The organism is Betaproteobacteria bacterium (genome assembly GCA_009377585.1).
Classification (GTDB): Bacteria; Pseudomonadota; Gammaproteobacteria; order Burkholderiales; family WYBJ01; genus WYBJ01.
Window position 1 is genome coordinate 84,394 of sequence record WHTS01000001.1, and the last position, 24,364, is coordinate 108,757.

Consider the following 24,364-nt stretch of genomic DNA (forward strand, 5'->3'; position numbering starts at 1 on the left):
AGCGGTCTAACAAGCGCATGCACACGGACCGTCACCGGCGTGCTTCGCCGCCGGCTCCGCCCGGTGATGCGCGGCGTTAGAGCGCACAGGACCGACTACTCCCGTATGATATTTGCCGTCTCTCCGGTACAGCGATGCCTTCCTGAACGCACTCGATCTGGAAGCCGAAGGAGATCTACATCACCGAGAACGGCTGCGCTGCGAGCGACCAGATCGCCGCGGACGGCAACGTATACGATTCCGATCGTGTCTGTACCTGAGAGGACGAGCACGGCGAACTTCGCGACCGTCCCTCTCAGACCGAGAAGCCGGCTACGCGCGCTGACCGAGCGGTCCGCGCAATAGTCTTCCGGGCAGCGCCCCCGTGTGCTTGCCGTCGCGCAGCAGCACCTCGCCGTTCACCACGGTCGCCTTCATGCCGCGCGCACGCTGCACGAGCCGGCGCGCGCCCGCGGGAAGGTCGTCCACCACCTCTGGCATTTCGGCCACGATGGTTTCCGGATCGAACACCGTGATGTCGGCCGCCATGCCTTCGCGGATCAGGCCGCGATCGTGGAAGCCCCACAGCGTGGCGGGCACCAGGCTCAGCATGCTGACAGCCTTTTCAAGCGTGAATGCTTGTTTCTCTCTTACCCAGTGCGCGAGCAGATGGGTTTGCAGCGAAGAATCCATCAGCTGCGAGACGTGAGCGCCGGAGTCCGAGAACGTGGTCACGCTGCGCGGATGGCGCATGATCTCCAGCGCGGCGTCCTGGTCCTCGTTGGCGACGGGTTGCAGGAAAAAGAGATCGAGATCCTTTTCCAGCGCAAGCTCGATCATCGTCTCCGCCGGGTGCTGACCGCGTTCGCGCGCGACCTCGGCCACCGAGCGGTGCGGGCCTTCGACCGTGTCGAACACGAACAGCCAGTCGTAGTCGGCGGGCCGCGCCTCGGTGCCCACCGCCTTGCGCCCGTCGTTCATGCCGGAAGTCTCGATCAGCTTGTGCCGCAGCGCGGGGTCGCGCAGCTTGCGCTTCTGCTCCTCGATCGGCAGGGCCCGGATCTCCTTCCACAGCGGCAAGCGGTCGAACGGCATCTGGGTCTTGAACGAGAGCAGGGCGGAGAGCGAGCGGCTGTGCGCCTGCGCGAACATACGCCCGCCCATGGCGGCTGTTTCGTCGAGCAGGTCGAGATACTTCTTCCACGTGCCGGGCGAGGTGCGGCGTCCGAATACGCCGAAGGTGATCGGCCGGCCTGACTCGACTGCCAGATCGCGCAGCCGCGTATGCCATTCGCGTACGCCCGGGTCGCCTGCGTTGCGATCCACGCCTTCGCCCGCGATTTCGAACAGACCCGCGTTCAGATCTCCCATCACGCCGACCAGTCGGCGCACTTCATCCCAGGTCGCCTGGCGACTTGCCACTGGACGCCCCTCCGGCGTTTCGTGGCTCGGCGAGCGCGAGGTCGTGAACCCGACAGCGCCGGCGTTTATTGCGTCGCGCACGTGCTGCTCCATCGCGCGCAGGTCATCCTCGCTGGCCGCTTGCTCGAAGGCGCGATCGCCCATGACGAAAGTGCGGATCGCGGAATGGCCCACGTAGCTCGCGTAGTTGATGCCCTTGGGGAGCGCTTCCAGAGCGCCGAGGTACTCCGGATAAGTGGTCCAGCTCCACTTGATCCCCGCCTCCATCGCAGCGGGCGGGATGTCCTCGGCGCGCTGGAGGTTGCGCACGACCATGTGCTTGTCCTTGGCCGCGCATGGTGCGAGCGTGAATCCGCAATTGCCCATCACCGCCGTCGTGATGCCGTGATAGCAGGATGAGGTACCGATCGGATCCCAGAAGATCTGGGCATCCATGTGGGTATGGCCGTCGACGAAACCCGGCGCCACGATGTGGCCTTCGGCATCGACCACCTCCTTCGCCGAGTCGCGAATACGTCCGATGGCCGCGATCTTGCCGCGGTGCACTGCGACATCCGCGCGATAACGCGGCATGCCGGAGCCATCGATCACGGTACCGTTCTTGATCACCAGGTCGTAAGCCATCGCGGGTCTCCTCCGTGCTGCCGGCTATCGTGAGGCAACAGCGGCATTCGCGCAAGTGCGGGAATGTCGATTCGATCCCGAACCATTCGACTAGACGGAACACGGACCAAAGGAGGCGATCGTGCTGCAAAGCTCCCCCATGCATGCCTATATTCCCGTGCGGGATGTTTCCCGTGCCCGACGGTTCTACGAGCAGAAGCTCGGATTGAAGCCCAAGCGGGAAGTGGCCGGTGGCGTGGTGTATGAATTCGGTGACCGGACTGCATGCTTTCTCTATCCGACCCCGAATGCGGGCACATCCAAGGCGAGCCAGGCGTTCTGGCAGGTCGGGGACGTCGAGCGCGAGGTCGCGGAACTGAAGGCGCGCGGCGTCGAGTTCGAAAACTACGACATCCCGGATGGCGAGAAGAGCCCCAGCGGCGTCATTACCGCGGGCGGCGCCAAGGCTGCCTGGTTCAAGGACAGCGAAGGCAACATCATGGCAATCATCCAGGATGCCGGCTGATCCGCCCCCCCCCACTCACCACTGACCAAGGAGATTTTGATGGCGCACTATGTCGATGGATTCGTTGTGCCCGTGCCGCGCAGCAAGCTGGATACCTATCGGGAAATGGCCGAGAAGGCAGGTAAGGTCTGGAAGGAGCACGGCGCGCTGCAGTTCTGGGAGTGCGCGGGCGACGACGTCCAGCCCGGCAAGGTCACCTCGTTCCCGCAGGCGGTGCAACTGAAGGACGACGAGACGGTCGTCTTTTCTTTCATCGTCTACGCGACGCGCGAGGACCGCGATCGGATCAATGCGGCCGTGATGGAGGACCCGCGCCTGAAGGACATGATGGATCCGAAAGCCATGCCGTTCGACGGCCAGCGGATGTTCTGGGGCGGGTTCAAGACGCTGGTCGAGCTTTGACCGACCGGCCGGTGCGGAACTGCGCATTCCTTGCGCGATCTGCAATCGAGATATTCAACTCCCGCGCAGTCGGGAGTCCAGGTCAGCTTCCTGGATTCCCGTTGACATGGGAATGACTTGATCCGGGTGTTGCGCGCGCAGTTCACGTAGCGTCGACGCCAAGCTGCTTGCACAGCCTGGCGACAATCGTCCTCATCGCGTCCAATTCGGCGCCAAGCCGAGCCACCTCCGCGCGCAGCGACGCAACCTCGTCCGGCGTTCGCGTTTCGGTCCCTGGGGATACCATGGTGGCGGTGGCTGCGGGCTGGTCGGCAGGCGGACCGGAAAGCAGGTGTGCCCAGCGCGGTTCCCGCGCGCCGGGTTGGCGCGGCAGCTCGACGACCAGTGCGCCGGCGGGCCTGTCCGCGAGCTCGCGCAGGAACGCCTCGACCGAGGAAGTGTCCGCAAACCGGTGCAGGCGCTCGGAGCTGATCCGCAACTCGCCGACCGTCTGCGCTCCGCGCAGCATCAGCGCCGCGAGCAACGCCGTCGCCTGAGGAGGCACACCGAGCACGCGGCCGAAATTTTGCGCGTAGCGCATGACGCGTCCGCCGCTCGTCTCGATCACCAGGGAAAGCCGTTTCAGATCGTCCACGGCCGCCTGGACCTCGGATTCCGAAACATCCAGGACGGGATCGCGGCTCGACTTCTGATTGCATCCGGCGCCAAGCGCGTTGAGCGTGAGCGGATAGGTATCCGGCACGGTGTGCTGTTTCTCGATCAGCACGCCGAGCACGCGCGTCTCGAGCAGCGAGAGGGGCCGAAGGGTCATAGGGCCGCGGCGCTCATTCGATCTCGATCCCGATCGCTTTCACGACCATGGTGCGTGTCCCAAGTGCAAACGGCGCAAGGCATCGTGCGCAGACCTGAAAAAGGAGTAGGCATACGGGTTGCTCCCATACGGGGGTTGCTCCTTGGGCACGACCCTGCTCGCGGGCCGCTTTACGGATACTACCGTGAAGGCTGTATCGTCGCAGGTTGCGGCAGCCGAAGTCATCGGGTTCGATTCGAACGGCAGATCGTACAACGGCATCACGCTGGGCCTCGCCGTTCGCGCGAACGTTTTGGCAGGAGTCAATTCCCGGATACGGAGGGCGGAAATGAACACTGCGGTCTTCGACGCGTTGGTCATCGGCACCGGCCAGGCCGGCCCGTCGTTGGCGATACGCATGGCCAGTGCCGGCATGCGCACCGCCATCGTCGAACAGGCCGCCTTCGGCGGCACCTGCGTCAACACCGGTTGCACGCCCACCAAGGCGCTGGTCGCCAGCGCCTATGCGGCCCACATGGCGCGACGCGGGTCCGACTACGGTGTGGTCCTGCCGCCAGGCGATGTGCAAGTCGACATGCGGGCGGTCAAGCGCAGGAAGGATGCGATCGTCGCACGCTCGGCTACATCGCTGGAATCGTCGCTGCGCTCGACTTCGGGCTTGAGCGTCGTGCAAGGTCGCGCCCGTTTCGTCGCGCCGCGCACCGTTCGCGTTGGGGAGCAAGAGCTTTCGGCGCAGAAGGTTTTCATCAACGTAGGCGGCCGCCCGGCCATACCGAAGCTTCGGGGCCTGGAGCAAGTGCCGTTCCTCACCAGCGATTCCGTGCTGGACATGGATCGCGTCCCGGAGCATCTGGTCGTCGTCGGCGGCAGCTACATCGGCCTCGAGTTCGCGCAGATGTTTCGGCGCTTCGGCGCCGAGGTGACGATCGTCGAAATGGGGCAGCGGCTCATCGGGCGCGAGGATGCGGATGTCTCCGACGAGATCCGGAAGATCCTCGAAGCGGAAGGCATCCGGATACGGCTTGGCGCCGAGTGTATATCCCTCGCTCGCTCGGGCGGGTCGATCGCGGTCGGCGTATCCTGCGCCAAAGGCGCGCCGGCCGAGCAGGCAAGCGACGTGCTGCTGGCGACGGGCCGCGTGCCGAATACGGACAACCTGGGGCTCGAGCATGCGGGCGTGAAGCTGGACGACAAGGGCTACATCGTCGTGGACGACGAGCTTCGCACGTCCGAAAGCGACATCTATGCGCTCGGCGACTGCAACGGCAAGGGCGCCTTCACCCATACCGCTTACAACGACTACGAAATCGTGGCCGCGAATCTCCTGGATGGCGGGAAGCGACGCGTCAGTGATCGCAAAACGGCCTATGCGTTGTACATCGATCCGCCGCTGGGGCGCATCGGCATGACTGAAGCCGAGGCTTGCCGCGCCGGGTCGAACATCCTGATCGGCAAGAGGCCCATGAGCCGCGTCGCGCGCGCGGTGGAGAAGGGCGAGACGCAGGGGTTCATCAAGCTGGTCGTGGACCGCGATTCCAAGCGGCTGCTCGGGGCGGCGATGCTCGGGGTTGGGGGCGACGAAGTTGTCCACTCCCTCATCGAGGCACTCTATGCCGGCACCCCCTATCCGGAGATTCAGAAGGCCGTTCGGATTCACCCGACGGTCAGCGAGCTGATCCCGACCGTGCTCGGAAATCTGGAGGCAACTTAGCGGAAATGGGTGCGACCGACCTGCGCAGTCGTAGTGCTTCTATTTTTCCACCAGCCGTTGGAAAAAGAGGCTCGGCCTGGCCGCTTTTTCCGCTGCCTGCCGGCTCAAGCTTTCACCGCCGTGCGCTGCCGCAGCAGCTGCACGCCGACGAATAACGCCGGCAAGCCGCAGGCGACGAAGCCGATGCCATAGTGGCCGGTCAGATCGAGCAGCCCCGAATACAGCAGCGGCAGCGACAACGCGCCGACCTGCCCGAACGACAGCACGCCGCCGGTGACGCCGCCGCGCATGTCTTCGGGCGCGCCGCGCGCGGTTTCAGCGAGCAGTATGCCGTGCCACGAAAGCGCGGTGGCGCTCAGCGCGCACGCGATCAGCCCGACCAGGATCGTCGGCCAGCCCGGGCCGCAAAGCGCGAGCAGCGCGGCGCTCGCCGCCATGCCGAGCGCGAGCATGGCCATCATCATGCGCGGTGAAACGTGGGTGCTGCCCAGCCAGCCCCACACGATCCGTCCGGGTACCGCGACCGATACCGCGATCGAGAACAGGAACCCGGCGGCCACCGGCGTGTAGCCGATGGTCGTCAGATACACGACGAAGTACGCGGTTACGACCGACTGCATGCCGTTGAACGCGAGGCACGCGAACCCCAACGCGCGCAAGCTGGGCTTGGCGAGCACCGAGGTGAGCGTGGTCTTGAAATCCGACAGCTGAAACGTGCGGGTCGGTATCCGGTCGTCGTCGAAGCGCGATCGCAGCGGCTGCAGCGCGAAGGGGAAGGCGAGGCACGCGATGCCGCACAGGATCATGGTGACGCGCCAGCTCGACCACTCGGTGATCTGCGGCCCGAGTATCCCGGCCAGCAGCAGCCCGGCCGGCACCGCCGTCTGCTTGATCGAAAACACCAGCGGCATGTAGCGCGCGGAGGAGACGCGGGCGAGCAGATGCGAGCTTGCGGGCGTCGATATCGCGCCCCCGCCGCCGGCAATGAGGGCGGACAGCACCAGCGACAGCGGCGTTCCGACCGCGGCCAATGCGGTGCCCGCCGCCACCATGGCGAGCGAGATCTGGCTCATGCGCAGCGCCCCGTAGCGCACGATGAAGCTGCCGCAGCCGAGTTGGGCGACCAGGGAGGCCGTCGCGGTCAAGGCGAAATAGACGCCCACCCAGGCGGCGTCGAGCGCGAGATCCACGATGATTGCAGGGGCGATTACGGCGGGAAGCGCACGTCCGAGCGCGACAAAGGTCTGCTGCAGGAACATCGCGCCGAGGGCGAGCAGGAGCGGATTCACCAGGATTCGAATTCTCGTGTGGCCGAGCCTGATGCGGCCCGATCCGCATTGTCGCCGAGCCGGATGCGCTGCGACAGTGTCGATTCCGGTCGCGAGGCTTGCAGACCAGTCTCGCTCGGGATCACGACAATCTGTCGCCGACGGGGCGGTGTGGTTTTCGGTCGAGGACCACCCCGTCCGCGACATTGCCGCGTCCAGCCCCTCCTTGTCAGGAGGGGAATGAGTTCCTACGCAGTCGGCGTTCGGTCCGCTTCGTGGACCATCGCGCACATGATCACCGAACCGCGTGCGCCGTGGCGTTCAGGTTGCGGTGTGCACGCGTTGCGGTTGCATCAAGGAACCAGCGAAAGATTGGCCTGGATGACGCGCAGGATGTCGAAACGCGTGATCGCGCCCACCAGCCTGCCATCCTCGACCACCGGGAAGCGGCGAAACGGCCGGACGAGGAAGAGTCCCGCCACGTAGTAGACGTCCATGTCCGGCGGAATGGTCTCCGGATTCTGCGTCATGATGTCCGCGACGGTCCCGCGTGGAAGATCGCCGCCGATGCCGGCTGCGACCAGCCGCAGGCAGTCCTTCTCGGTGACGATGCCCACGAGGCGGCCGGCCTTGTCCACCACGGGCGCGCCCGTTACCTTCTTCTCGAGCAGGAATCCGACCGCGTCCAGGATGCTGGTCTCCGGGCGCAGCGTCGCGACATGCCTGTCCATGTGGTCCCTGACTACCGGCAGCTTCGTCATACGAGTCTCCACCGCTTCCTTTCCGGCGTGCCCCTCCGGCCGACGCCGACATTGTAGTCATGACAGCGGCCCGAGACGAGAGCCGGCCGCTCCCCGCTTGCTCCCCGCTTGCTCCCCGCTTGCTCCCCGCTTGCTCCACGATGGCATGGCCTCGCGTGCTGCGGCTGCGATGGCCAAGCGCGATCCCGCATCCACGCGCGGACCGTGTCGAGCCGAGATGAGGGGCGCTATCGGCCCGCGCAGCGCGGGAACGAGAGGCCCGGCGAGTTACCATTGCGGTTCCATGCAGGACGCAACCCAAGAGGAGTCATCCGTGAACAGCAAGATGGGCGTCATCAGTCCCGAGGGCCAGCAGCTGCGCGCGGTCGGAGCCGCCAGCCGGCATCTCGACACGCTCGAAGGCAAGACCATCGGCGAGGTCTACAACAATCACTTCAAGGGCGAGCTGATGTTCCAGACCTATCGCCGCCTGTTCCGGGAGCGCTTCCCGGGTGTGCGCATCATTGCGTTCGACAAATTTCCGATCGTCTACGTGGGCGGCGATCCGGTGTCGCAGAAGAAAACCGCCCAGGAGGTCGCGCAACTGGCCAGGCAGTGGGGCGTCGATGCGCTCATCGCCGGCAACGGTGGGTGAGGGACGTGCACTCCGGCCTCGGTGAGGCCGGCCGCAGAAGCAGAGAAGCTGGGCATTCCCAGCGTGGTGGTCACAACCACGGGCTTCACCAACATTGCCAAGGCCGTCGGCAGGGCCGAAGGCATTACCGGCTTGCGCGTGGCCGAGTATCCGGGCGCGGTCGGCGTGCATGCGGAAGCGCTGGTGGAAAAGAACGTCGAGACGGTCCTGTTCGACCGGATCGTCGCCGAGCTCACCCAGCCGAGACCCGGCGAGAGCGAAGGCGCGCTCGGGAGTGAGCGACGCGCCGACGAAATCGTGTTCGAGGGGACTTTCGACGAGATCAACGACCATTTTCGGCAGCAGCTGTGGACCGACGAGCTGCCGATCGTTGCGCCGACGCGCGAGCGCGTCGAGATGTTCCTGCAGCACACCCGGCGCGCACCCGATGAGAGAATCGCCGTGCTGGCGCAGGCCAACCTCGCGGCGACGCCCTGGAACATCGCCGCCAATGCCGTCATGGCCGGGTGCCGGCCCGAGCACATGCCGGTGCTGATCGCAGCAGTCGAAGCGATCGCGGACAATGGCTACAACTTGAACAACATCGGCAGCACCTGGGGCGTGCTCCCGTTCCTGTTGGTCAACGGGCCGGCCGCGCACAAGCTCGGCATCGAGAACGGCGCGCAGCTCGTCAACAAGGGCGCCAATCCCGCGCTGGGGCGCGCGCTCGGGCTCATCATCCGCAACATTGCCGGCTACAAGCTGAGCCGCAACTACATGGGCACCTTCGGCTATCCGATGAATTTCGTCGTCGCCGAGAACGAAGCGCTGTGCCCGTGGGAACCTTATCACGTCGAGCACGGCTTCGATCGCGACGACAGCACGGTCACCGCGTGCGGCACGGTAACCTGGGGGTGGCCGCCCGCCATCTATGGAACCAAGGACAAGTCCGCCGCCCAGACCGCGCTCGAAATGCTGAGCCTGGAAGTCACCAAGAAGCCATGTTTGGGCAGGCTGGTCGAGCGCGGTCCGAACGGTTTCAGGAACATGGTCACGTTCCTCATCGCGCCGCCGGTGGCACGCGCGCTCGCGCAAGCCGGATACGACAAGCAGAAGATCCGCGAGTACGTCTACGAACACGCGCGCGTGCTGCCCAGCCCGGAGGTGATCAACATCGTCGTGTGCGGCGATCCGGATCGCAATCGGGTGATGGTGCTTTGGGGCGGTTACGTGAGCCCGGCGACGAAGAAGATCGAGGCGTGACCAACGAGCGGAAACATAGGCATCGGCCGCATTCCCGATAGAATCCCTGGGCTGGGCCGATTTCCCTCGGCGCCGGAAATATCCGTTCGATCGGCCGCGGCGGCGCGCACCGGAAAAGTGTCGAGACAGGAGGCATTGCGATGACAGAGCAAGTCAACATCAAGACCGTAGCCGAGCTCAGGAGCTGGGTCGGCAAGGAGGTCGCGGTCGGCCGCTGGATCACCGTCACGCAGGACATGATCAACAAGTTCGCCGAGGCGTCCGGCGACTATCAGTGGATTCACGTCGACGTCGAACGCTGCAAGAAGGAGTCGCCCTTCAAGACCCCGATCGCGCACGGCAACCTGACCTTCTGCCTGCTGTCGTCGATCACGCGCAATGCGGACGTCGCGCTGCCGGCCGGGAGAATGGGCATCAACTACGGTAGCAATCGCATCCGGTTCACTGGAGTGGTACCGGTCGGATCGCGCATCCGCGGGCGTTACAAGCTGCTCGACGTGAAGGACGTGGATGACAAAACCATCCTGGTGACCTGGGGCGTGACCGGCGAGATCGAAGGCGGCGACAAGCCCATACTCATTGCCGAGTCGCTGTCGCGCCGCACGTCGTGAAAGGCGATACGGCGGGCGCAGGCTGACCGCGGCTGCGCGCCACCGACGAGCTCGCCGAGCGGCCGACAGCCGCCATCGCCATCGCGCCGAAGAGCTAGGGTACCCGGCCGACGAGGTCGCATGCACAATGGCGGCAGCGGCGAGACCGGCAGCGGCAAGACCGGCAGCGGCAAGACCGGCAGCGGCAAGACCAACGGGGAAGGCACCATGACGATCGAGCAATCCAAGACCGCACCCTGGCAGTGGCCCGAAGAAGAATGGCGGCGCCGGGTGGAGCGCGTTCGCGCGGGCCGCGCGCTCAAGCCGCGCCAGTGGCCGGGCGGCGCGCGTTGCGCGATGGCGCTGTCGTTCGACTCGGATCACGACACCACCGATTTGCGCGACGGCGGCGAGTCGATCGGCCGGCTCTCGCAAGGGCAGTACGGCTATCGCCAGGGCGTGCCGCGCATGCTCGATGTCCTGCGCACGCACGACGTGAAGGCGAGCTTTTTCGTGCCGGCGGTAACGGCCTTGCTTTATCCAGACGAGCAACGGCGCGTCATCGCCGAGGGCCACGAGATCGCGATCCACGGCTGGATCCACGAGCGCAATTCGGAGCTTCCGCCGCAGGACGAGCGCGAGCTGCAAATGCGCTCGGGCGATACCTTGGAGCGCATCACCGGCGTGCGTCCCGTCGGCATCCGCACGCCGTCGTGGGACTTCACGCCGCACACGCTCGCGATCACGCGCGAGATGGGGCTACTGTACGACTCCTCGCTCATGGCCGACGTGGATTGCTACGAGCTCATGATGGACGGCGAGAACTCCGGCGTGGTGGAGCTTCCGGTGGAGTGGGTGCGCGACGACGCGGTCTACTTCAACATGAACCGGTTCGCGTCGCTGCGCCCGCATACGCCGCCCAGCGAGGTGTTCGATATCTTCAGGCGCGAGCTCGATGCCGCGTACGCCGAGGGCGGGCTCTTCCAGCTCACCATGCACCCGCATATCAGCGGGCAGCGCTCGCGCATCTGGATCCTGGAGGAGCTGATCCGGCATGCGAAGGCGCGGAAGGACGTGTGGTTCGCGACCCATGCCGACGTGGTGCGCTACGTGAAGAGCGCCGCGTAGCCGCGCCGACACCAGTCGCCCGTCGTCAAGGGATCCTCTGACCGACGTCATTCCCGTGAAAACGGGAAGTCCAGGGTGGTTACGTTCGAATGCCTGCATTCCCGCTTGCGCGGGAATGAGTGCGGAAAAGTGCGTCGCCCGTGCGCAGAGCCTGACCGAATGCGCTTCAGCCGACCCTTGCCGTCCCCGCGCACATCCACGTAAGTCGAACCGCTTATTTCCGGCAGGTCGATATCGACCTACGATCCGATCCGCCAAGTCCACGACCTGGAAGTCGGCCACACTCGTTTTTTCGGGAACCACACACGCATCCGGAGGTGACGCGCACGTCTGAGTAACCAGCGAGTGAGGGTGGGCATCATGAAGCGGTTAGGCTTTGTCGTTGCATTGTTTGCACTGGCATTTTCGGTCGACGGTTCACTGGCCCAATCCGGCACGGCGGCAAAATATCCGGAGCGACCGCTGCGCTACATCATCCCCTTCCCGCCGGGCGGCTCCACCGACATCGTCGGGCGCATCGTGGCTGCGGCGCTGACCGAAGACCTGGGCCAGCAGGTCGTCATCGACAATCGGGCCGGTGCGGGCGGCACCGTTGGCGCCGAGATCGCCGCCCGCGCCACGCCGGACGGCTACACGATCTTCGCCTGCAATATCGCATCGCTCGCCGTCAGCCCGGCGCTCTACAAGAAGCTGGGCTACGATGCCGCCAACGATTTCACGCCGATCGGCCTGGTGGGCAGCAATCCCAATTCGCTCGTCGTCCATCCCTCGGTTGCCGCCAAGTCGGTGTCCGAGTTCATCGCCTTGGCAAAATCCCAGCCGGGCAAGCTCAATTACGGTTCGGCTGGTGTCGGTACGTCTCCGCAATTGTCGATGGAGCTGTTCAAGATGAACGCGGGCATCGACGTCACCCACATTGCCTACAAGGGCGCCGGGCCCGCGGTCGCGGACCTGCTCGGCGGCCATCTGCACGCCATGTTCGCCACCGTGCCGTCCGTGCTGGGTGGGATTCGCGCGGGCAGGATTCGCGTGCTCGCCGTAACGTCCAGGAAGCGTGCCCCCGATCTGCCCGATGTGCCGACGCTGGCAGAGTCCGGCATGCCGGACTTCGAGGTCATCTCCTGGCAGGGATTGTGCACGCCGAAAGGAGCGCCGAAACAGGCGGTCGAACGGCTGCGCGCGGCACTGTCCGCGTCGCTCGAGCGGCCTGCAACGCGCAAGCAGCTTGCCGATCAGGGCATCCAGCCCGAGGACCGCACTGCGGAGCAGTTCGCGAGCTTCATCCGCTCCGAGCACGCCAAGTGGGCGAAGGTCGTGAAGGACATTGGCATCAAGCCGAAGTGAGCCTATCCGGTGCTCAGCTGCCCGCGGCCTTGCGCATCGTCTTCAAATAGGCGTCGCCGGCGCTTTGCAGCAGGTTGGCGACGTTGCCGTGGAAGTACTGGACGCCCAGGCCGAGAAACTTGGGCACCAGGGCATCCGGGCAGCTCACGCCGGCGACGACACCCGCGCTGCGGATGCGCTTCACGCCGTCTTCCATCAACGCCTGCACCTCGGGATGGGTCTGCTGGCCGGGATAACCCATCGACTGGGATAGATCGCCCGAGCCGATGAAGAGCACGTCGATGCCCTTCACGGTGACGATCTCGTCGATGTTGCGGATGGCCTCGACTTCCTCCAGCATGAGGCAGACGAGCGTGTTCGCGTTCGCCGCCTTGACGTATTCCGGGGTCGTTCCACCGATCCCATATTCGGCGGGCCGGCCACGGCTGTAGATCCCGCGGCTTCCCTCGGGAAAGTACTTGCACGCCGCGACCGCCGCCTCGGCCTCCGCGCGCGTGTTCACATGGGGAACCTGCACACCCCATGCGCCGCGATCGAGGAACGGCGCGATGACGTCCGGCTTGTTCGCCACCGGGCGCACGATCGGCGCAATACCGGTCAGCTCGCCGGCGCGGATCATGTCTTCCGCCGTCTCGACGCCGATCGAGCCGTGCTCGTTGTCGATCAGCACCCAGTCGAATCCCAGGTAGCCGAGCATCTCCACGATCGGCGGCGATGGAAAGGTGATCATCACGCCGAAGGCGGGCTTGCCCTCGCGCAGCTTCTGCTTGAGCGTGTTGGTTCGCATGCGGCTTTCTCCTTCGTTGGGATTGGCGTGAAGGTTCAGAGCGTCTGTCCGCCATCGACGGCAATCGTTTGCCCCGTCACCCAGGACGCCTGGTCGCTCACCAGGAACGTCGCGACGTTTGCGATTTCTTCCGGCGTGCCGTAGCGCCCGCTGGGAATTCGCGCCAGCGTCCGCTCGTAAAGTGCAGGGTTCTGCTGCCGGGCGACATCCCAGGTGCCGCCCTCGAAGAAGATCGAGCCGGGCGCGATGCAGTTGACGCGGATGCGCTTGGCGGCGAGCAGCGCCGCTTGCGTGCGTGTGTAGTGAACGAGAGCCGCCTTGACCGCGCCATAGGGCGGCGTGCGCGTGGAGGCGTGCAGCGCCGAGGTCGAGGAGATGTTTACGATGCTGCCGCCCTGTTTTTCGATGTAAGGCAGCGCCGCGTGGCTCGCGCGCACCGCCGCCATCAGGTCGACTTGCAGGCTCACGGCCCAGCCGGCCTCGTCGTCGGAGCGGCCGAAGCCCGAGGCATTGTTGACCAGAATGTCGATGCTACCCAGATCCTTCGCAGCCGCTTCCACCCAGTCGCGGACCTGGTCGGGTTGGGCGAGGTCGCAGGTGCGCGCGCTCACGCGATGGTTGAACCCATTGAGCGCCTCGGCCGCCGCTTGCAGCGGAGCGCTCTGGCGCGCGCAGATCGCCACGTCCGCGCCGGCCGCGGCAAACGCCTTGGCGATGGCAAGCCCGATGCCGCGGCTCGCTCCCGCGATGAGCGCTCGGCGCCCGGTCAAGTCGATCTTCATGGTAACGGTTCAGCTCCCTAAAGCTACACGGTACCGTTTGAATGCAACTGCGCGATCTCATCACGCGAGAATCCGTATTCCGCGAGCACCTCGTCGGTGTGCTGGCCCAGGCGCGGCGGCATCGAACGGATGGCCGCCGGCGTGGCGGACAGCCGGTAGGGCGAGGTCGGCACCGCGAAACGCGGCAGGCCGGTCGCTTCGGTGTCGTCGAACGGATGGAAGAACCCGCGATGTTCGAGCTGCGGATGATGCACGGCGCGGGCGAGCGGAATGACTTCCATCGCCGGCACGCCGGCCTCGTTCAGAACGACTTCCCATTGCGTTGCCGTCTTGCGTGCAAGGCGCCGCTCGACCTCGGCGTCGAGCGCCTTCATGTTCTGCGCTACAGCCGCGTCGGTTGCGAAGCGGGGGTCCTGCGGAATGTCGAGCGCATCGATGGCTTTCCACAGCTTCTCGCGCCGGTCCGGCCCCGAGGCGGCAATGGACAGGTGGCCTTCCTTGCAGCGGTAGGTATTGCTGACGTAGGCGCCCTTGCCCGAGGCATTGCCCACCAGCGGCGGCGTCTCGTTGGCGCTGATGGCGCGCTGCACTTCACCGCCCATCATGGTCATCGCCGTTTCGAGCATCGACACGTCGATCGCCTGGCCCTTGCCTGAGCGCGTGCGTTGGAAAAGCGCGGTCACCATGCCCAGCGCCGCGGCGTAACCGGTGGTGTAGTCGACGATGGTCGAGCCGGACTTCAGCGGCCCCGTTTCGGGCGTTCCGGTGATGCTCATCATGCCGCTCACCGCCTGAACGACGTTGTCGATGGCCGGGTCGCTTTTCTTCGGCCCGGTCTGACCGTAGCCCGTGACGGAGCAGAAGATGATGCCGGGATTGATCTTTCTCAGATCCTCGTAGCCGATTCCGTAGCGCGCCATCGTTCCGCCCTTGAGGTTCTCGATCACCACGTCGGCGCGCTTCGCCATCCTGCGGAACGCGTCCTGCCCGGCCGGGGTATTGATGGCGAGCGTCAGGGAACGCTTGTTGGCGTTGTAGGCGAGGAAGTTGTGCGCCATGCGCGCGTCGTGGAACGGCGTTTGCAAATTGCCGGAAGTGCGCGAGGAATCGCCGCCATCGGGATGCTCGACGTGGATCACGTCCGCGCCGTGCATGGCGAGCTGATAGGCGGCGAAAGGTGCTGCGACGATGCGCGCCACGGCGAGCACCTTGATGCCGTTGAACGCCTGCTCGAAATCCATCGTTGATCCTCCTGCAACCGACCGCTTCGGTGCTGCCGTTTCACTTGCCCTTGAAGAATGCAGTCAGCGTATCGGCGAACAGCTGCGGCGTCTGCACGTTCATGAAGTGTCCGGTCTCGGCCAGCAGGTACTTCGAGCCGGCGATCGCTGTTGCGACTTGCTCCGCCATCGCGGGCGGACGCAGCGAATCGTATTTTGCGCCGATCAACAGCGTGGGCGCCTGGATCTTGGCGTAGTGCGGCGTGAAATCCACGTCGCTCATCATGCGCGCCTGGGCGGAGAACGAGGCCGGCGTGTTGCAGACCCAGCGCGCCTGGTAGCGCCGAAAGCGGCTGCGATCCAACGCCCGCAGCGCTTCGGGATAGGAGCGATCGTGGCTCGCCGCCATTGCCGCGCGCACGCCTTCGCGCTCGACCAGGGCGCCGCGCTCGAGCGCCGACCCGCTGCGTCCGGCGTTGCTGCCGAACAGCGGACTTGCCAATGCGAGCCGCGCGACACGCCCGGGATGGCGCGCGGCGAATCCGACCGAAAAGTCCGCGCCCATCGCACACCCGGCGAGATTCACCGGCGCGGCGATCGCGAGCGCATCGAGCAATGCGGCGAGATCCGCAACGACACCGTCGAACGTGAGGTCGCGGGCCTTTTCGGAGAATCCGAAGCCGCGCTGGTCGTAGCGCAGCACGCGGAACGTCTTCTCCAGCGCCGGCAATGCTTCCTCGTAGCTCTCCAGGCAGCCGCCGGCTTCGTGCACCAGCACAGCCGTTTCGCTTCCCGATCCGCTCAGCTCGTAGCGCAAGCTCGCGCCGTTTGCTTCGATCCAGGGCATCGCACACCTCCTTGAAGTGGGGACGACCACACTCCTCGCGGCAAGAATAGTGTGGTCTGTACCGCGTCGCCACTACTGTACCGCAGTGTTGGCTTTGTGGCTTCATAGTCCACGACGTGACCGAACAACTTACTTGCCGCGGCGGCGTGCGTACAATCCGGCGGTGTTCCGATTTTCCGAAACGGAGGGGCGATGATCGGGTGGAAGCGTCTCGTTTTGCTGGCGGCGTGTGCTGCCGCGGTGTCCCACACGCATGCGCAAGTCGCCAAGTGGCCGCAGCGGCCGGTGCGAGTCATCGTTCCGCTTGCGCCAGGCGGTAGCGTCGACATGGTCGCGCGGTTGCTGTCGACGCGACTGACGGAGCAGTTCGGCCAGCAGTTCATCGTCGACAACCGCAGCGGCGGTGGCGCGACCATCGGCACGGCGATCGTGGCGCGCGCACAGCCCGATGGCCATACCATCCTGATGATGTCGGGCGCATTTGCATCGAGCGCCGCGCTCTACAAGCTTCCTTACGACCCGATCAAAGACTTTGCACCGATCGCGCGGGTCGCGGTCGGCCCGCTCTTCCTCACCGTCCATCCCTCCATCAACGCGCACAACCTCGCCGAATTCCTCGATCTCGCCCGCAGCAAGCCGGCCGTCATCAACTACGGCTCGGGTGGCACTGGCACCACAACCCACCTCGCGACCGAATACTTCCAGCAGGCGACCGGAATTCGGTTGACGCACGTGCCGTACAAGGGGATCGGCGCCGCGATCGGCGATCTGCTCGGTGGACAGATTCAGATGTATCTTGCGCCCGGCGGCGCCGTGCTTTCGCATGTGAAAACGGGCCGCTTGCGCGCGCTCGCCCAGACGAGCGAGCAACGCCTGCCGACCATGCCGGATCTGCCTGCGGTGGCGGAGGTTGCCCCCGGGTTCGCGGCGACATTTCCATACGCCATGGGCGCGCCCGCCGGCACGCCGCAGCAGATCGTATTGCGTCTCAACGCGGCCATCGGCCGGGCGCTCGAGCAGCCCGAGATTGTCGAGCGGTTGCGTGCGCTCGGTCTCGAGCCGGCGCACTCCACACCGCAAGCGCTCATGCAAGCGGTAACGCGCGAGATCGCCATTTGGACCAAGGTGGTCAAGGTGGGCGGTATCACAATCAATTGAGCTTCGGAGAACGAGCATGGAGACGCGCGAACTGGGCATCGCGGTGGTTGGGACCGGCCGCATCGGATCGCTCCGGGCACGATTGGCGGCGGCGCATCCGGCGGTGAAGTTTCTTGCCGTCTCGGATCTCGATGCCGAGCGCGCGAGCCGGGTGGCGAAGACGGCCGGCGCGGACTTCGCCTCGGGCAGCAACTACGAGGTGATCTCGCATCCGCGCGTCAACGCGGTTATCGTCTCCACCAGCGAGCACGAGCACCTCGAGCCGGTGATGCAGGCGCTCGAGCTGGGGAAGCCGGTGCTGGTGGAGAAGCCGATCGCGCTCACGCTCGAAGATGCAGACCGCATCATCGAGAAGTCCGAGACTACGGGAACGCCGATCCGCGTCGGGTATGCGCAGCGCTTCAAGCGCCGGTACCTCTCGGCCAAGGACCAGATCCTGGAGGGGCGCATCGGCGAGATCACGGCGTTCACCGGGCGCGCCTGCAACACGCGTGCGCAAGGCATCGAGATCCTGAAGCGCTCGGCCACCGCCACGCCGGTGGTGGATGTGCTGACGTACTGGGTCGACGTGGCCGGATGGTTTCTCGAAGGCGTTCGACCGGTCGAGGTGACCGCGCGCGGGCACGGCACGGTCTTTCGCGCGGCCGGCTTCGACGTCAACGATGCGACCTTTGCGCTCGTGACCTACGAAAACGGCGCGGTCGTGAATCTCGGCGTGTACTTCGCGCTGCCCGCGCATGCGCCGCAGCTCGGCATGGGGGTGCGCATCGAGGTCTACGGTTCGGAAGGCGCCTTGATCCTGAATGACGACCACACCGACGAACTGCTCGTCACCAACAAGGGCATCCCGCACGCCTACATCCCGGGGCTGGAATTCCAGACGGCGTTCCTATCGTCGTCGACACCCGGCAACTGGCATTTGGGCGACTATTGGGGGCCGGTCGCGGATGAATCGCGCGTCTGGCTCGACCATCTGTCGCGCAACCGGCCTTGCCCGATGGCAACGGCGCGCGAGGCGCGGCAGACGCTGGAGATCACCCTCGCCATCGAGGAGTCCGCGCGTACCGGCAAGTCGATTCGGCTGGCGCGTTGAGCCAATTGGCGCGTGCGATTGTATTCGTAGTCCTCGCGCTCCCCCGGACCCAGCCGTAGCCCGGGCGGCATGGGTGGGCGGGTCTGATTGAGCTTGGCATGCGCATCCAGCGCGGCCTGATCGGACCAGCGTTCGAGAAGCGTGAACCGATCGGATTGTCGCGCGGCCCACTCGCGGGCGCCAGCATGCATGCGGCCTTGAGAGGTCTACCACGTGGACTCGCGCGCCCGGCGTTATGCTTTCCCCATGGACGTGATCGTCATCGGCGCCGGTGCGGCCGGCCTGTCTGCAGCCCGCGTGCTCGCCCGCGCGGGACTGTCGGTTTTGATTCTGGAAGCGCGCGATCGCATCGGCGGACGTTGCTGGACGCGGCACGAGCCGGGGCTCCCCGTGCCGATCGAGTACGGCGCCGAGTTCATCCACGGGCGCCCGCCGGTGACGATGTCGCTGCTGCGTGCGTTCGATATCCGCGCCGACAAGCGCATCGGGACCCGCTGGTTCGTCAAGCTCGGCGAGCTCGCAGCCACCGACCGGGCCCAGGTGTTCGACCAGATCTGCCGGGCGATGGCGCAGGCCGGGAAGCCGCGAACCGACATCTCGTTCGCCGAGTACATCGAGCATCATCTCGGCAAGCGGCTGTCGGCCGATGCGCGCACGCTGGCGCAGCGCATGGTGGAAGGCTACGACGCCGCGGATCCGCGATGCGTCAGCGCGCGCGCCATCATCGAAGAGTGGACCGGGGCGGGCACGTCCAACGATGTGACCTTACGCCCGCGCGGCGGCTATGGCGCCGTGCTCGGCGCGCTCGCAAGCGATCTGGTTGCGAGCGGCGTTCGCCTGCGCCTGCACAGCATCGTGCAATCCGTGCGGTGGCAGCGTGGGCAGGTGCGCATCGAGGGCACTTGCCTGGAGCAGCCGTTTCGGGAAGAAGCGGAGGTCGCGATCGTCACGCTTCCGCTCGGCGTGTTGCAGCGAACGCCTTCCTCGCTGGGCGCCGTGCGCTTCTCGCCGTCGCTGGCCAGCAAGCGTGCGGCGCTCGCAGCGCTCGTTTCCGGGCCGGCGCTCAAGGTCATCCTCCGCTTTCGCAGCCCATTCTGGGAAACGTTCGAGGCGGGGCGCTATCGCCGGGCGGGATTTTTCCAGGCGCCCGAAGCGGCGTTCCCGACCTTCTGGACTTCCTTCCCGGTTCGCGCGCCGGTGTTGGTGGCGTGGGCGGGCGGCCCGAGAGCCCGCGGCATGTCGGATCGCGCAGCACCGGCCCTCATCCGCGAAGCGCTCGACAGCGTGCGGGTGCTATTCAGCGGGCGCGTCGATTTCGCGACCGACTTCGAGGGCGGCTATGTTCACGACTGGCAAGGCGATCCGTATGCGCGCGGAGCGTATTCTTATGTGCGGGTCGGTGGGCGAGGCGCGCGCAAAGCGTTGGCCACGCCGCTGCTCGATACGTTGTACTTCGCCGGCGAGGCGGCGGATTACGAAGGTGAAACGGGTACCGTCGCCGGCGCGTTGCAAAGCGGTGCGCGGGCCGCACGTGCCTTGCTTGAAGCGACAGGCAGAGCTGGCCCGCGGACCGCCAGACGGCACGCTCCACCTGGAAGCGCGGCCGGCACAGGACCGTAACGCCGAATCAGCGCTGGTTTTTTCGGCGGGGCGATCGTGGCCCCCAGCCATCGTCGTTGCGTGGCGACCCGAAACCGACTTCCACCCCACTCAAGCGCTCGCGCCGGGCGCGTTGCTCGACCCCGCCTGGGGCACCGTCGTCGGGCTGGGGCAACGTTCCCTGCGGCTGCCCCGCCCCGGTCACGGCGCCCGAGGGCAAAGTCGTTTGCGAGCCCGTGTCACTCGGCAAGTTTTCCACGGAGTTAAAAGGTCGTGGGTCGGGTCGTGGGTCGACCGGTAGGGTCGCGCGTCGCTCCGCATGGCCGTGCGGGAAGGCGAGAATGGCAGCTGTTGCAAATGCGGCTAAGGTCGCGTTGGTCTTCCACGTCATCACTGCTCCTTGTCGAGAACTCGTGCCCACGCGGGCAACTGCGCTGGCGCGCAAGGCTCGTGCCTCGCATCCGGAGCTCGCGCCAGCCCTGGCGACGCTCTTGACGAGTGACCAGCGCTCGCCCGAAAGGGTCTGCAGCCATGGTGCGGATAAGCAAGGGGTCCCGATTAATGAACTATCCGTCTTTGAATGGTGTATCCAGCGACGCAAAGGGTGGCTCGGAGAGGGTATCCGCGATATACCGGCTGCACGAACACGTAAGCGTTTCACCTTTGAACTGCCCCGGTTCGTTCTCCATAATGCGAAACGTCGCCGCCCTGGCGGCCGAACACTTGTGAGGAGAAACCCCGATGGCAATAAAGCTTTGGAGCGGCGCCGCCGCGCTGCTTGGCATTTGCGCGTGCGCGCCGCTGGTGGCCACGGCACAGAACTATCCGACCAGACCGGTGCGTGTGATCGTCGTCTTTCCGCCCGGCGGATCGAACGACGTGACTGCCCGTATCGTCTTTCAGAAGATGACGGAGACCATCGGCCAGCAATTCATCGTCGACAACCGCGGCGGCGCGGCGGGCAGCCTCGGCGCCGCGGTGGTCGCCAAGAGTCCCGCCGACGGCTATACGCTGATGGTGCAATCCACCACGCATATCGCAAACGCGTTCGTGTACAAAGGGAAACTGCCCTACGACACGCTCGGCGGCTTCACCGGGCTCACGTCCCTGGCGCGACAGGTGGCCATGCTGCTCGTGCACCCGTCCATGCCGGTCAAATCCACCAAGGAGCTGATCGCGATCGCCCACAAGCGACCCGGCGAGGTGCTCTACGGTTCGGCCGGCAACGGCAGCTACCTGCACCTGTGCATGGCGCTGTTCAACTCCATGACCAAGACCAAGATGATCCACGTACCGTACAAGGGCGGCGGACCGATGCTGGTGAGCCTGGTGGGCGGCGAAGTGCAGACCTCGATCGCCACGATCGCATCGGCGTTCGCGCATATCAAATCGGGCAGGCTGCGCCCGCTCGGCGTCAGCTCCTCGGAGCGCGTCGAGCAATTTCCAGACGTGCCGGCGATCGCGGAAGCCGTGCCCGGCTACGACTTTACAGCCTGGGTCGGCGCTTTCGCGCCCAAGGGAACGCCCGCCGCCATCGTCAAGAAGCTCAACGCCGATCTGAAGGCGGTGTTGGCGGATCCCGAGATAAAGGAGAAGCTGTCCAAGCTGACCCTCGACCCGATGTACATGACGCCTGAGCAATTCGCGGCACGCCTGAAATCCGACTACGACCGCTACGAAAAGCTGATGAAGATGGTTGGCGTGATCTAGCGAGCTTTCGGTAAATGACTGGCAAGCTCGCTCCCTCACGCAGGGAGCGGGGAGCGTATTGCGGAAAGCGGCTTGTCGGCCACTTCCGCCTTGGCAATAGGGATGTGAGCGAAAATCCTGGACTCGCGCGCGCGACGGCGTGACGATAGGGGAGTTGTCGCGATAGCGAGGAGGAGACGATGCGTCTAGTACGGCGGTTGTCGGCTGCGTTACTTCTATGCTGCGGAATCGCTGGAGCTCAGGACTATCCGGCGAAACCGATTCGCCTGGTGGTTCCCTATCCAGCAGGCGGGCCGGTCGATGCCATCGCGCGCATCGTCTCGCAGCAGTTTCAGCTCGGCCAGACCGTCATCGTGGAAAGCCGCTCGGGCGCGGGCGGCAGCGTGGGCGCGGACTCGGTCGCGAAATCGGCGCCCGACGGCTACACCATGCTGATCGGCAATACCGGGCCGATGTCGATCAACCCGGAGTTGCGGGCAAACCTGGGCTACGACTCCATCCGCGATTTCTCGCCGGTCGCGTGGCTCACTTCGGCGCAGATGGTGCTGATGGTGCACCCGTCGCTACCCGTGCGCTCGCTGCAGGAGTGGGTCGCGCTCGCACGCAAGAATCCGGGCGAGCTCAACTACGGTTCGGCCGGTATCGGCAATACCACGCACCTGGGGATGGAGCTGCTGCAGTCGATGGCGAAGGTGAAGCTGGTGCATGTCCCATACAAGGGTGTCGCGCCGGCTTACGTCGACCTCATGTCGGGCCAGATCGCGACCATGTTCGGCAATGTGAGTGGTCCGCTCGCGCACATCCGCGCGGGGCGCCTGCGTGCCGTTGCGGTGACCGGGCCGAAACCTTCGTCCGTACTGCCGGGGGTGCCGCGGATCGGCGAGACCTATCCGGGCTTCGAATTGGTGACCTGGATGGGGATCTTCGTGCCGGCCCGCACGCCCGAGAACATCCGCTCGAAGCTGGAGGGCGAGTTCCTGCGCGTCCTGCGCATGAAGGAAGTTCAAGACAAGCTCGTTGGGCTCGGCAACGAGATCGTGGCCGGCAATGGCGAAGCGCTCGTCGCCATGGTTCGGCGCGAGCGCAAGCTCTATGGCGGCATCATCAAGTCGGCCGGGATACGAGCGGAATGACCATCGGCCGCGGCCACGGGCATCGTATCGCCCAGGCCCCCGAGTGCACTGCCGCCACTGACCCGCCGCCGAGACCTTGATCCGGTCTCGCGCGGCAGGGCCTGCCCAGTCTACTTGGCCATGGCGGCAGCGCGTTCCACGGGCATGTGCTCATGCAAGAACGCGGCGACCGCATCGTACGAAACCGCGCTCTGGCGCGCAGCCTGCTCGATGTACACGAGCCCGATGGAACCGCCGGCCTTGCGATAGTTGGCGGCGAATCGTTCGGGCTCGTTCAGCGCCACGGGCGATTCCGGGTCGCGGTAATCGTGCACGGGGTCGGGCCGGCCCTGCAGCCACAGCGCGGGCGGTGTGACGACCTTTTCGCCGCGCTCGAGCATGAGCACGGGATTGCCGTCGCTCATGTTGTCGTCGTTCTTCCAGAACGAGCCCTGGCGTTCCGGGATGTCGCCCACCCAGGCTGCACCGGCCTCGCGCCCGCGCAGCGCATTGCGATAGCGCGACAGCGGATTGATGACCGGCCACGACATGGCGACGCAGCGCACGCTGGCATCGACCGCGGGCGAGCCGGCAGGCAGCGCGATGGCGGCATAGCGCGGATCGGCCGGCCGCATCGCCGCCAGCATCGCGAGATGGCCGCCGCTCGACTGCCCGGAAAGTCCGATCAGGTCGGCGCGCGTCTGCAGCTGTGCCGCACGGGCCTTGAGCCAGCGGATCGCATAGTTGATGTCGACCAGCGCGCTCGGATAGCCGTGGTTGCCGTCGCGAAAGTCCAGGGCCGCGACCAAGAGCCCGGATCGCGCCAGCACTTCGTCGCGCCCCTTGCACTCTTCCAGACTGCCCTTGCCCCAGGCGCCGCCGTGCAGGTCGATCACGGCCGCAAACGGCCCCGTGCCGCGCGCCTTGTACAGCCGCAGTTTCAGCGCCGTCGAGCCATGGCGCAGGTACTCGATGTCTTCGGTGGTGAATTCATACGTTGTTGCCATGGCATTCCCCTCCGGTTGGCGTGGAAGGACATTGTACTGCGGGTCTTGCTGCGCCGGGCCCGGACGGCAGTAGAATGCGCCGAGAGGCCCCCTTCACCGTCCTTCAGAGGAGTCGCCATGTCCGCCACGGCCATGAACCATTTCACCATCCTTACCGACAATCTCGATCGGACGCTTGCCTTCTATGCCGAGTTGCTCGACCTGCATCCGGGTGCGCGCCCGCCGTTCAAGTTTCCGGGCGCCTGGTTGTATGCGCGCGACGGCAAGGATCCGATCCTGCACGTGATCGCGGACAAGCCGAAGGCCGAGCTGGTCAAGGGCGTGATCGATCACATGGCGTTCACCGGGCGCGACCTCGCAGCGATGGTTAAAAAGCTGAAGGCACGCGGCATCGAGTACGACCTGCGCCAGCTGCCCGATTACGGAACCTGGCAACTGTTTTTCTTCGATCCGAACGACGCCAAGGTCGAGCTCGACTTCGATCCTTCGGAGCACGCCGCGGCGTAGTCCGGATATTTCTGTGCCGCCTGGCCTCGGCGCTTGATTTTGCAGGAAGCTCGGAGCTAGCCCAGCTGTGGAAGTTGGGCTAGAGCTTCAAGTCGCGGATGAGCTTGGCCCAGGTGGTGAT

The 24,364-nt window shown here is 65.6% G+C and carries 23 protein-coding genes; 14 read left to right on the top strand and 9 right to left on the bottom strand.

Translation table 11 applies throughout. The features are described from left to right. Window positions 1-312 precede the first annotated feature (312 nt). Window positions 313-2,025 (bottom strand): amidohydrolase family protein, encoded by a 1,713-nt coding sequence (locus tag GEV05_00380; GenBank protein ID MPZ41863.1) that lies wholly within the window; start codon window positions 2,023-2,025, stop codon window positions 313-315. 121 nt (window positions 2,026-2,146) lie between these two features. Between GEV05_00380 and GEV05_00385 the strand changes: the two genes are divergently transcribed. Further along, complete coding sequence (locus tag GEV05_00385) at window positions 2,147-2,530, top strand: VOC family protein (GenBank protein ID MPZ41864.1); 384 nt, start codon at window positions 2,147-2,149, stop codon at window positions 2,528-2,530. Window positions 2,531-2,569: 39 nt separating this feature from the next. After that, window positions 2,570-2,932, top strand: coding sequence for a DUF1428 family protein (locus tag GEV05_00390; GenBank protein ID MPZ41865.1), 363 nt, complete (start codon window positions 2,570-2,572; stop codon window positions 2,930-2,932). Between the two features lie 142 nt (window positions 2,933-3,074). Here GEV05_00390 and GEV05_00395 read toward each other — a convergent pair whose 3' ends face one another. Then, the gene (locus GEV05_00395) at window positions 3,075-3,743 is read right to left on the bottom strand and encodes a DUF480 domain-containing protein (protein ID MPZ41866.1); all 669 of its coding nucleotides are present in this window, start codon (window positions 3,741-3,743) and stop codon (window positions 3,075-3,077) included. A 328-nt stretch (window positions 3,744-4,071) separates the two neighbouring features. Between GEV05_00395 and GEV05_00400 the strand changes: the two genes are divergently transcribed. Then, window positions 4,072-5,454 carry an FAD-containing oxidoreductase gene (locus GEV05_00400; GenBank protein ID MPZ41867.1) on the top strand — a complete coding sequence of 461 codons (1,383 nt, stop codon included), beginning with the start codon at window positions 4,072-4,074 and terminating at the stop codon, window positions 5,452-5,454. Window positions 5,455-5,558: 104 nt separating this feature from the next. Here the strand turns inward: GEV05_00400 and GEV05_00405 are convergent, their stop codons facing one another. Both GEV05_00405 and GEV05_00410 read right to left on the bottom strand, forming a co-directional pair. Further along, window positions 5,559-6,929, bottom strand: coding sequence for an MFS transporter (locus GEV05_00405; GenBank protein MPZ41868.1), 1,371 nt, complete (start codon window positions 6,927-6,929; stop codon window positions 5,559-5,561). 146 nt (window positions 6,930-7,075) lie between these two features. Further along, window positions 7,076-7,483, bottom strand: coding sequence for a CBS domain-containing protein (locus GEV05_00410; GenBank protein ID MPZ41869.1), 408 nt, complete (start codon window positions 7,481-7,483; stop codon window positions 7,076-7,078). A gap of 313 nt (window positions 7,484-7,796) precedes the next feature. Between GEV05_00410 and GEV05_00415 the strand changes: the two genes are divergently transcribed. The 5 genes from GEV05_00415 to GEV05_00435 all read left to right on the top strand — a co-directional run bounded on the left by GEV05_00415 (window position 7,797) and on the right by GEV05_00435 (window position 12,421). Beyond that, a complete protein-coding gene (locus tag GEV05_00415; GenBank protein MPZ41870.1) occupies window positions 7,797-8,117 on the top strand; it encodes a hypothetical protein in 321 nt (106 codons plus the stop codon). 21 nt (window positions 8,118-8,138) lie between these two features. Continuing rightward, a complete protein-coding gene (locus GEV05_00420; GenBank protein ID MPZ41871.1) occupies window positions 8,139-9,359 on the top strand; it encodes a hypothetical protein in 1,221 nt (406 codons plus the stop codon). Between the two features lie 158 nt (window positions 9,360-9,517). Next, window positions 9,518-9,970 (top strand): MaoC family dehydratase, encoded by a 453-nt coding sequence (locus GEV05_00425; GenBank protein ID MPZ41872.1) that lies wholly within the window; start codon window positions 9,518-9,520, stop codon window positions 9,968-9,970. Window positions 9,971-10,177: 207 nt separating this feature from the next. Continuing rightward, entirely contained in the window at window positions 10,178-11,077 is a 900-nt protein-coding gene (locus GEV05_00430; protein ID MPZ41873.1) for a polysaccharide deacetylase family protein, read from the top strand. Between the two features lie 360 nt (window positions 11,078-11,437). Continuing rightward, window positions 11,438-12,421, top strand: a complete 984-nt coding sequence (locus GEV05_00435; protein MPZ41874.1) for a tripartite tricarboxylate transporter substrate binding protein — start codon at window positions 11,438-11,440, stop codon at window positions 12,419-12,421. A 13-nt stretch (window positions 12,422-12,434) separates the two neighbouring features. Here GEV05_00435 and GEV05_00440 read toward each other — a convergent pair whose 3' ends face one another. Genes GEV05_00440 through GEV05_00455 form a run of 4 tightly spaced genes read right to left on the bottom strand, consistent with a single transcriptional unit; the run spans window position 12,435 to window position 16,057 of the window. Continuing rightward, complete coding sequence (locus GEV05_00440) at window positions 12,435-13,208, bottom strand: 2-dehydro-3-deoxyglucarate aldolase (GenBank protein MPZ41875.1); 774 nt, start codon at window positions 13,206-13,208, stop codon at window positions 12,435-12,437. Between the two features lie 35 nt (window positions 13,209-13,243). Next, window positions 13,244-13,990, bottom strand: coding sequence for an SDR family oxidoreductase (locus GEV05_00445; protein ID MPZ41876.1), 747 nt, complete (start codon window positions 13,988-13,990; stop codon window positions 13,244-13,246). 23 nt (window positions 13,991-14,013) lie between these two features. Next, window positions 14,014-15,231 carry a CoA transferase gene (locus GEV05_00450; GenBank protein ID MPZ41877.1) on the bottom strand — a complete coding sequence of 406 codons (1,218 nt, stop codon included), beginning with the start codon at window positions 15,229-15,231 and terminating at the stop codon, window positions 14,014-14,016. Window positions 15,232-15,271: 40 nt separating this feature from the next. Further along, complete coding sequence (locus tag GEV05_00455; protein MPZ41878.1) at window positions 15,272-16,057, bottom strand: alpha/beta fold hydrolase; 786 nt, start codon at window positions 16,055-16,057, stop codon at window positions 15,272-15,274. 192 nt (window positions 16,058-16,249) lie between these two features. Between GEV05_00455 and GEV05_00460 the strand changes: the two genes are divergently transcribed. The 5 genes from GEV05_00460 to GEV05_00480 all read left to right on the top strand — a co-directional run bounded on the left by GEV05_00460 (window position 16,250) and on the right by GEV05_00480 (window position 22,750). Continuing rightward, window positions 16,250-17,215 carry a tripartite tricarboxylate transporter substrate binding protein gene (locus GEV05_00460; GenBank protein MPZ41879.1) on the top strand — a complete coding sequence of 322 codons (966 nt, stop codon included), beginning with the start codon at window positions 16,250-16,252 and terminating at the stop codon, window positions 17,213-17,215. A 16-nt stretch (window positions 17,216-17,231) separates the two neighbouring features. Next, window positions 17,232-18,308: a hypothetical protein gene (locus GEV05_00465; GenBank protein MPZ41880.1), complete on the top strand. Its 1,077-nt coding sequence runs from the start codon at window positions 17,232-17,234 to the stop codon at window positions 18,306-18,308. 213 nt (window positions 18,309-18,521) lie between these two features. Then, window positions 18,522-19,928, top strand: a complete 1,407-nt coding sequence (locus tag GEV05_00470) for an FAD-dependent oxidoreductase (protein MPZ41881.1) — start codon at window positions 18,522-18,524, stop codon at window positions 19,926-19,928. Window positions 19,929-20,648: 720 nt separating this feature from the next. Beyond that, window positions 20,649-21,617, top strand: coding sequence for a tripartite tricarboxylate transporter substrate binding protein (locus tag GEV05_00475; GenBank protein MPZ41882.1), 969 nt, complete (start codon window positions 20,649-20,651; stop codon window positions 21,615-21,617). Window positions 21,618-21,796: 179 nt separating this feature from the next. Continuing rightward, on the top strand, window positions 21,797-22,750 hold the full coding sequence (locus tag GEV05_00480; protein MPZ41883.1) for a tripartite tricarboxylate transporter substrate binding protein: 954 nt from the start codon (window positions 21,797-21,799) through the stop codon (window positions 22,748-22,750). Window positions 22,751-22,860: 110 nt separating this feature from the next. On the opposite strand, the gene GEV05_00485 is transcribed toward GEV05_00480, so the two are convergent. Continuing rightward, a complete protein-coding gene (locus tag GEV05_00485) occupies window positions 22,861-23,736 on the bottom strand; it encodes an alpha/beta hydrolase fold domain-containing protein (GenBank protein MPZ41884.1) in 876 nt (291 codons plus the stop codon). A gap of 117 nt (window positions 23,737-23,853) precedes the next feature. Here GEV05_00485 and GEV05_00490 point away from each other — a divergent pair, with 117 nt between their 5' ends. Continuing rightward, complete coding sequence (locus tag GEV05_00490; GenBank protein MPZ41885.1) at window positions 23,854-24,243, top strand: glyoxalase; 390 nt, start codon at window positions 23,854-23,856, stop codon at window positions 24,241-24,243. The last annotated feature ends 121 nt before the right edge of the window (window positions 24,244-24,364 follow it).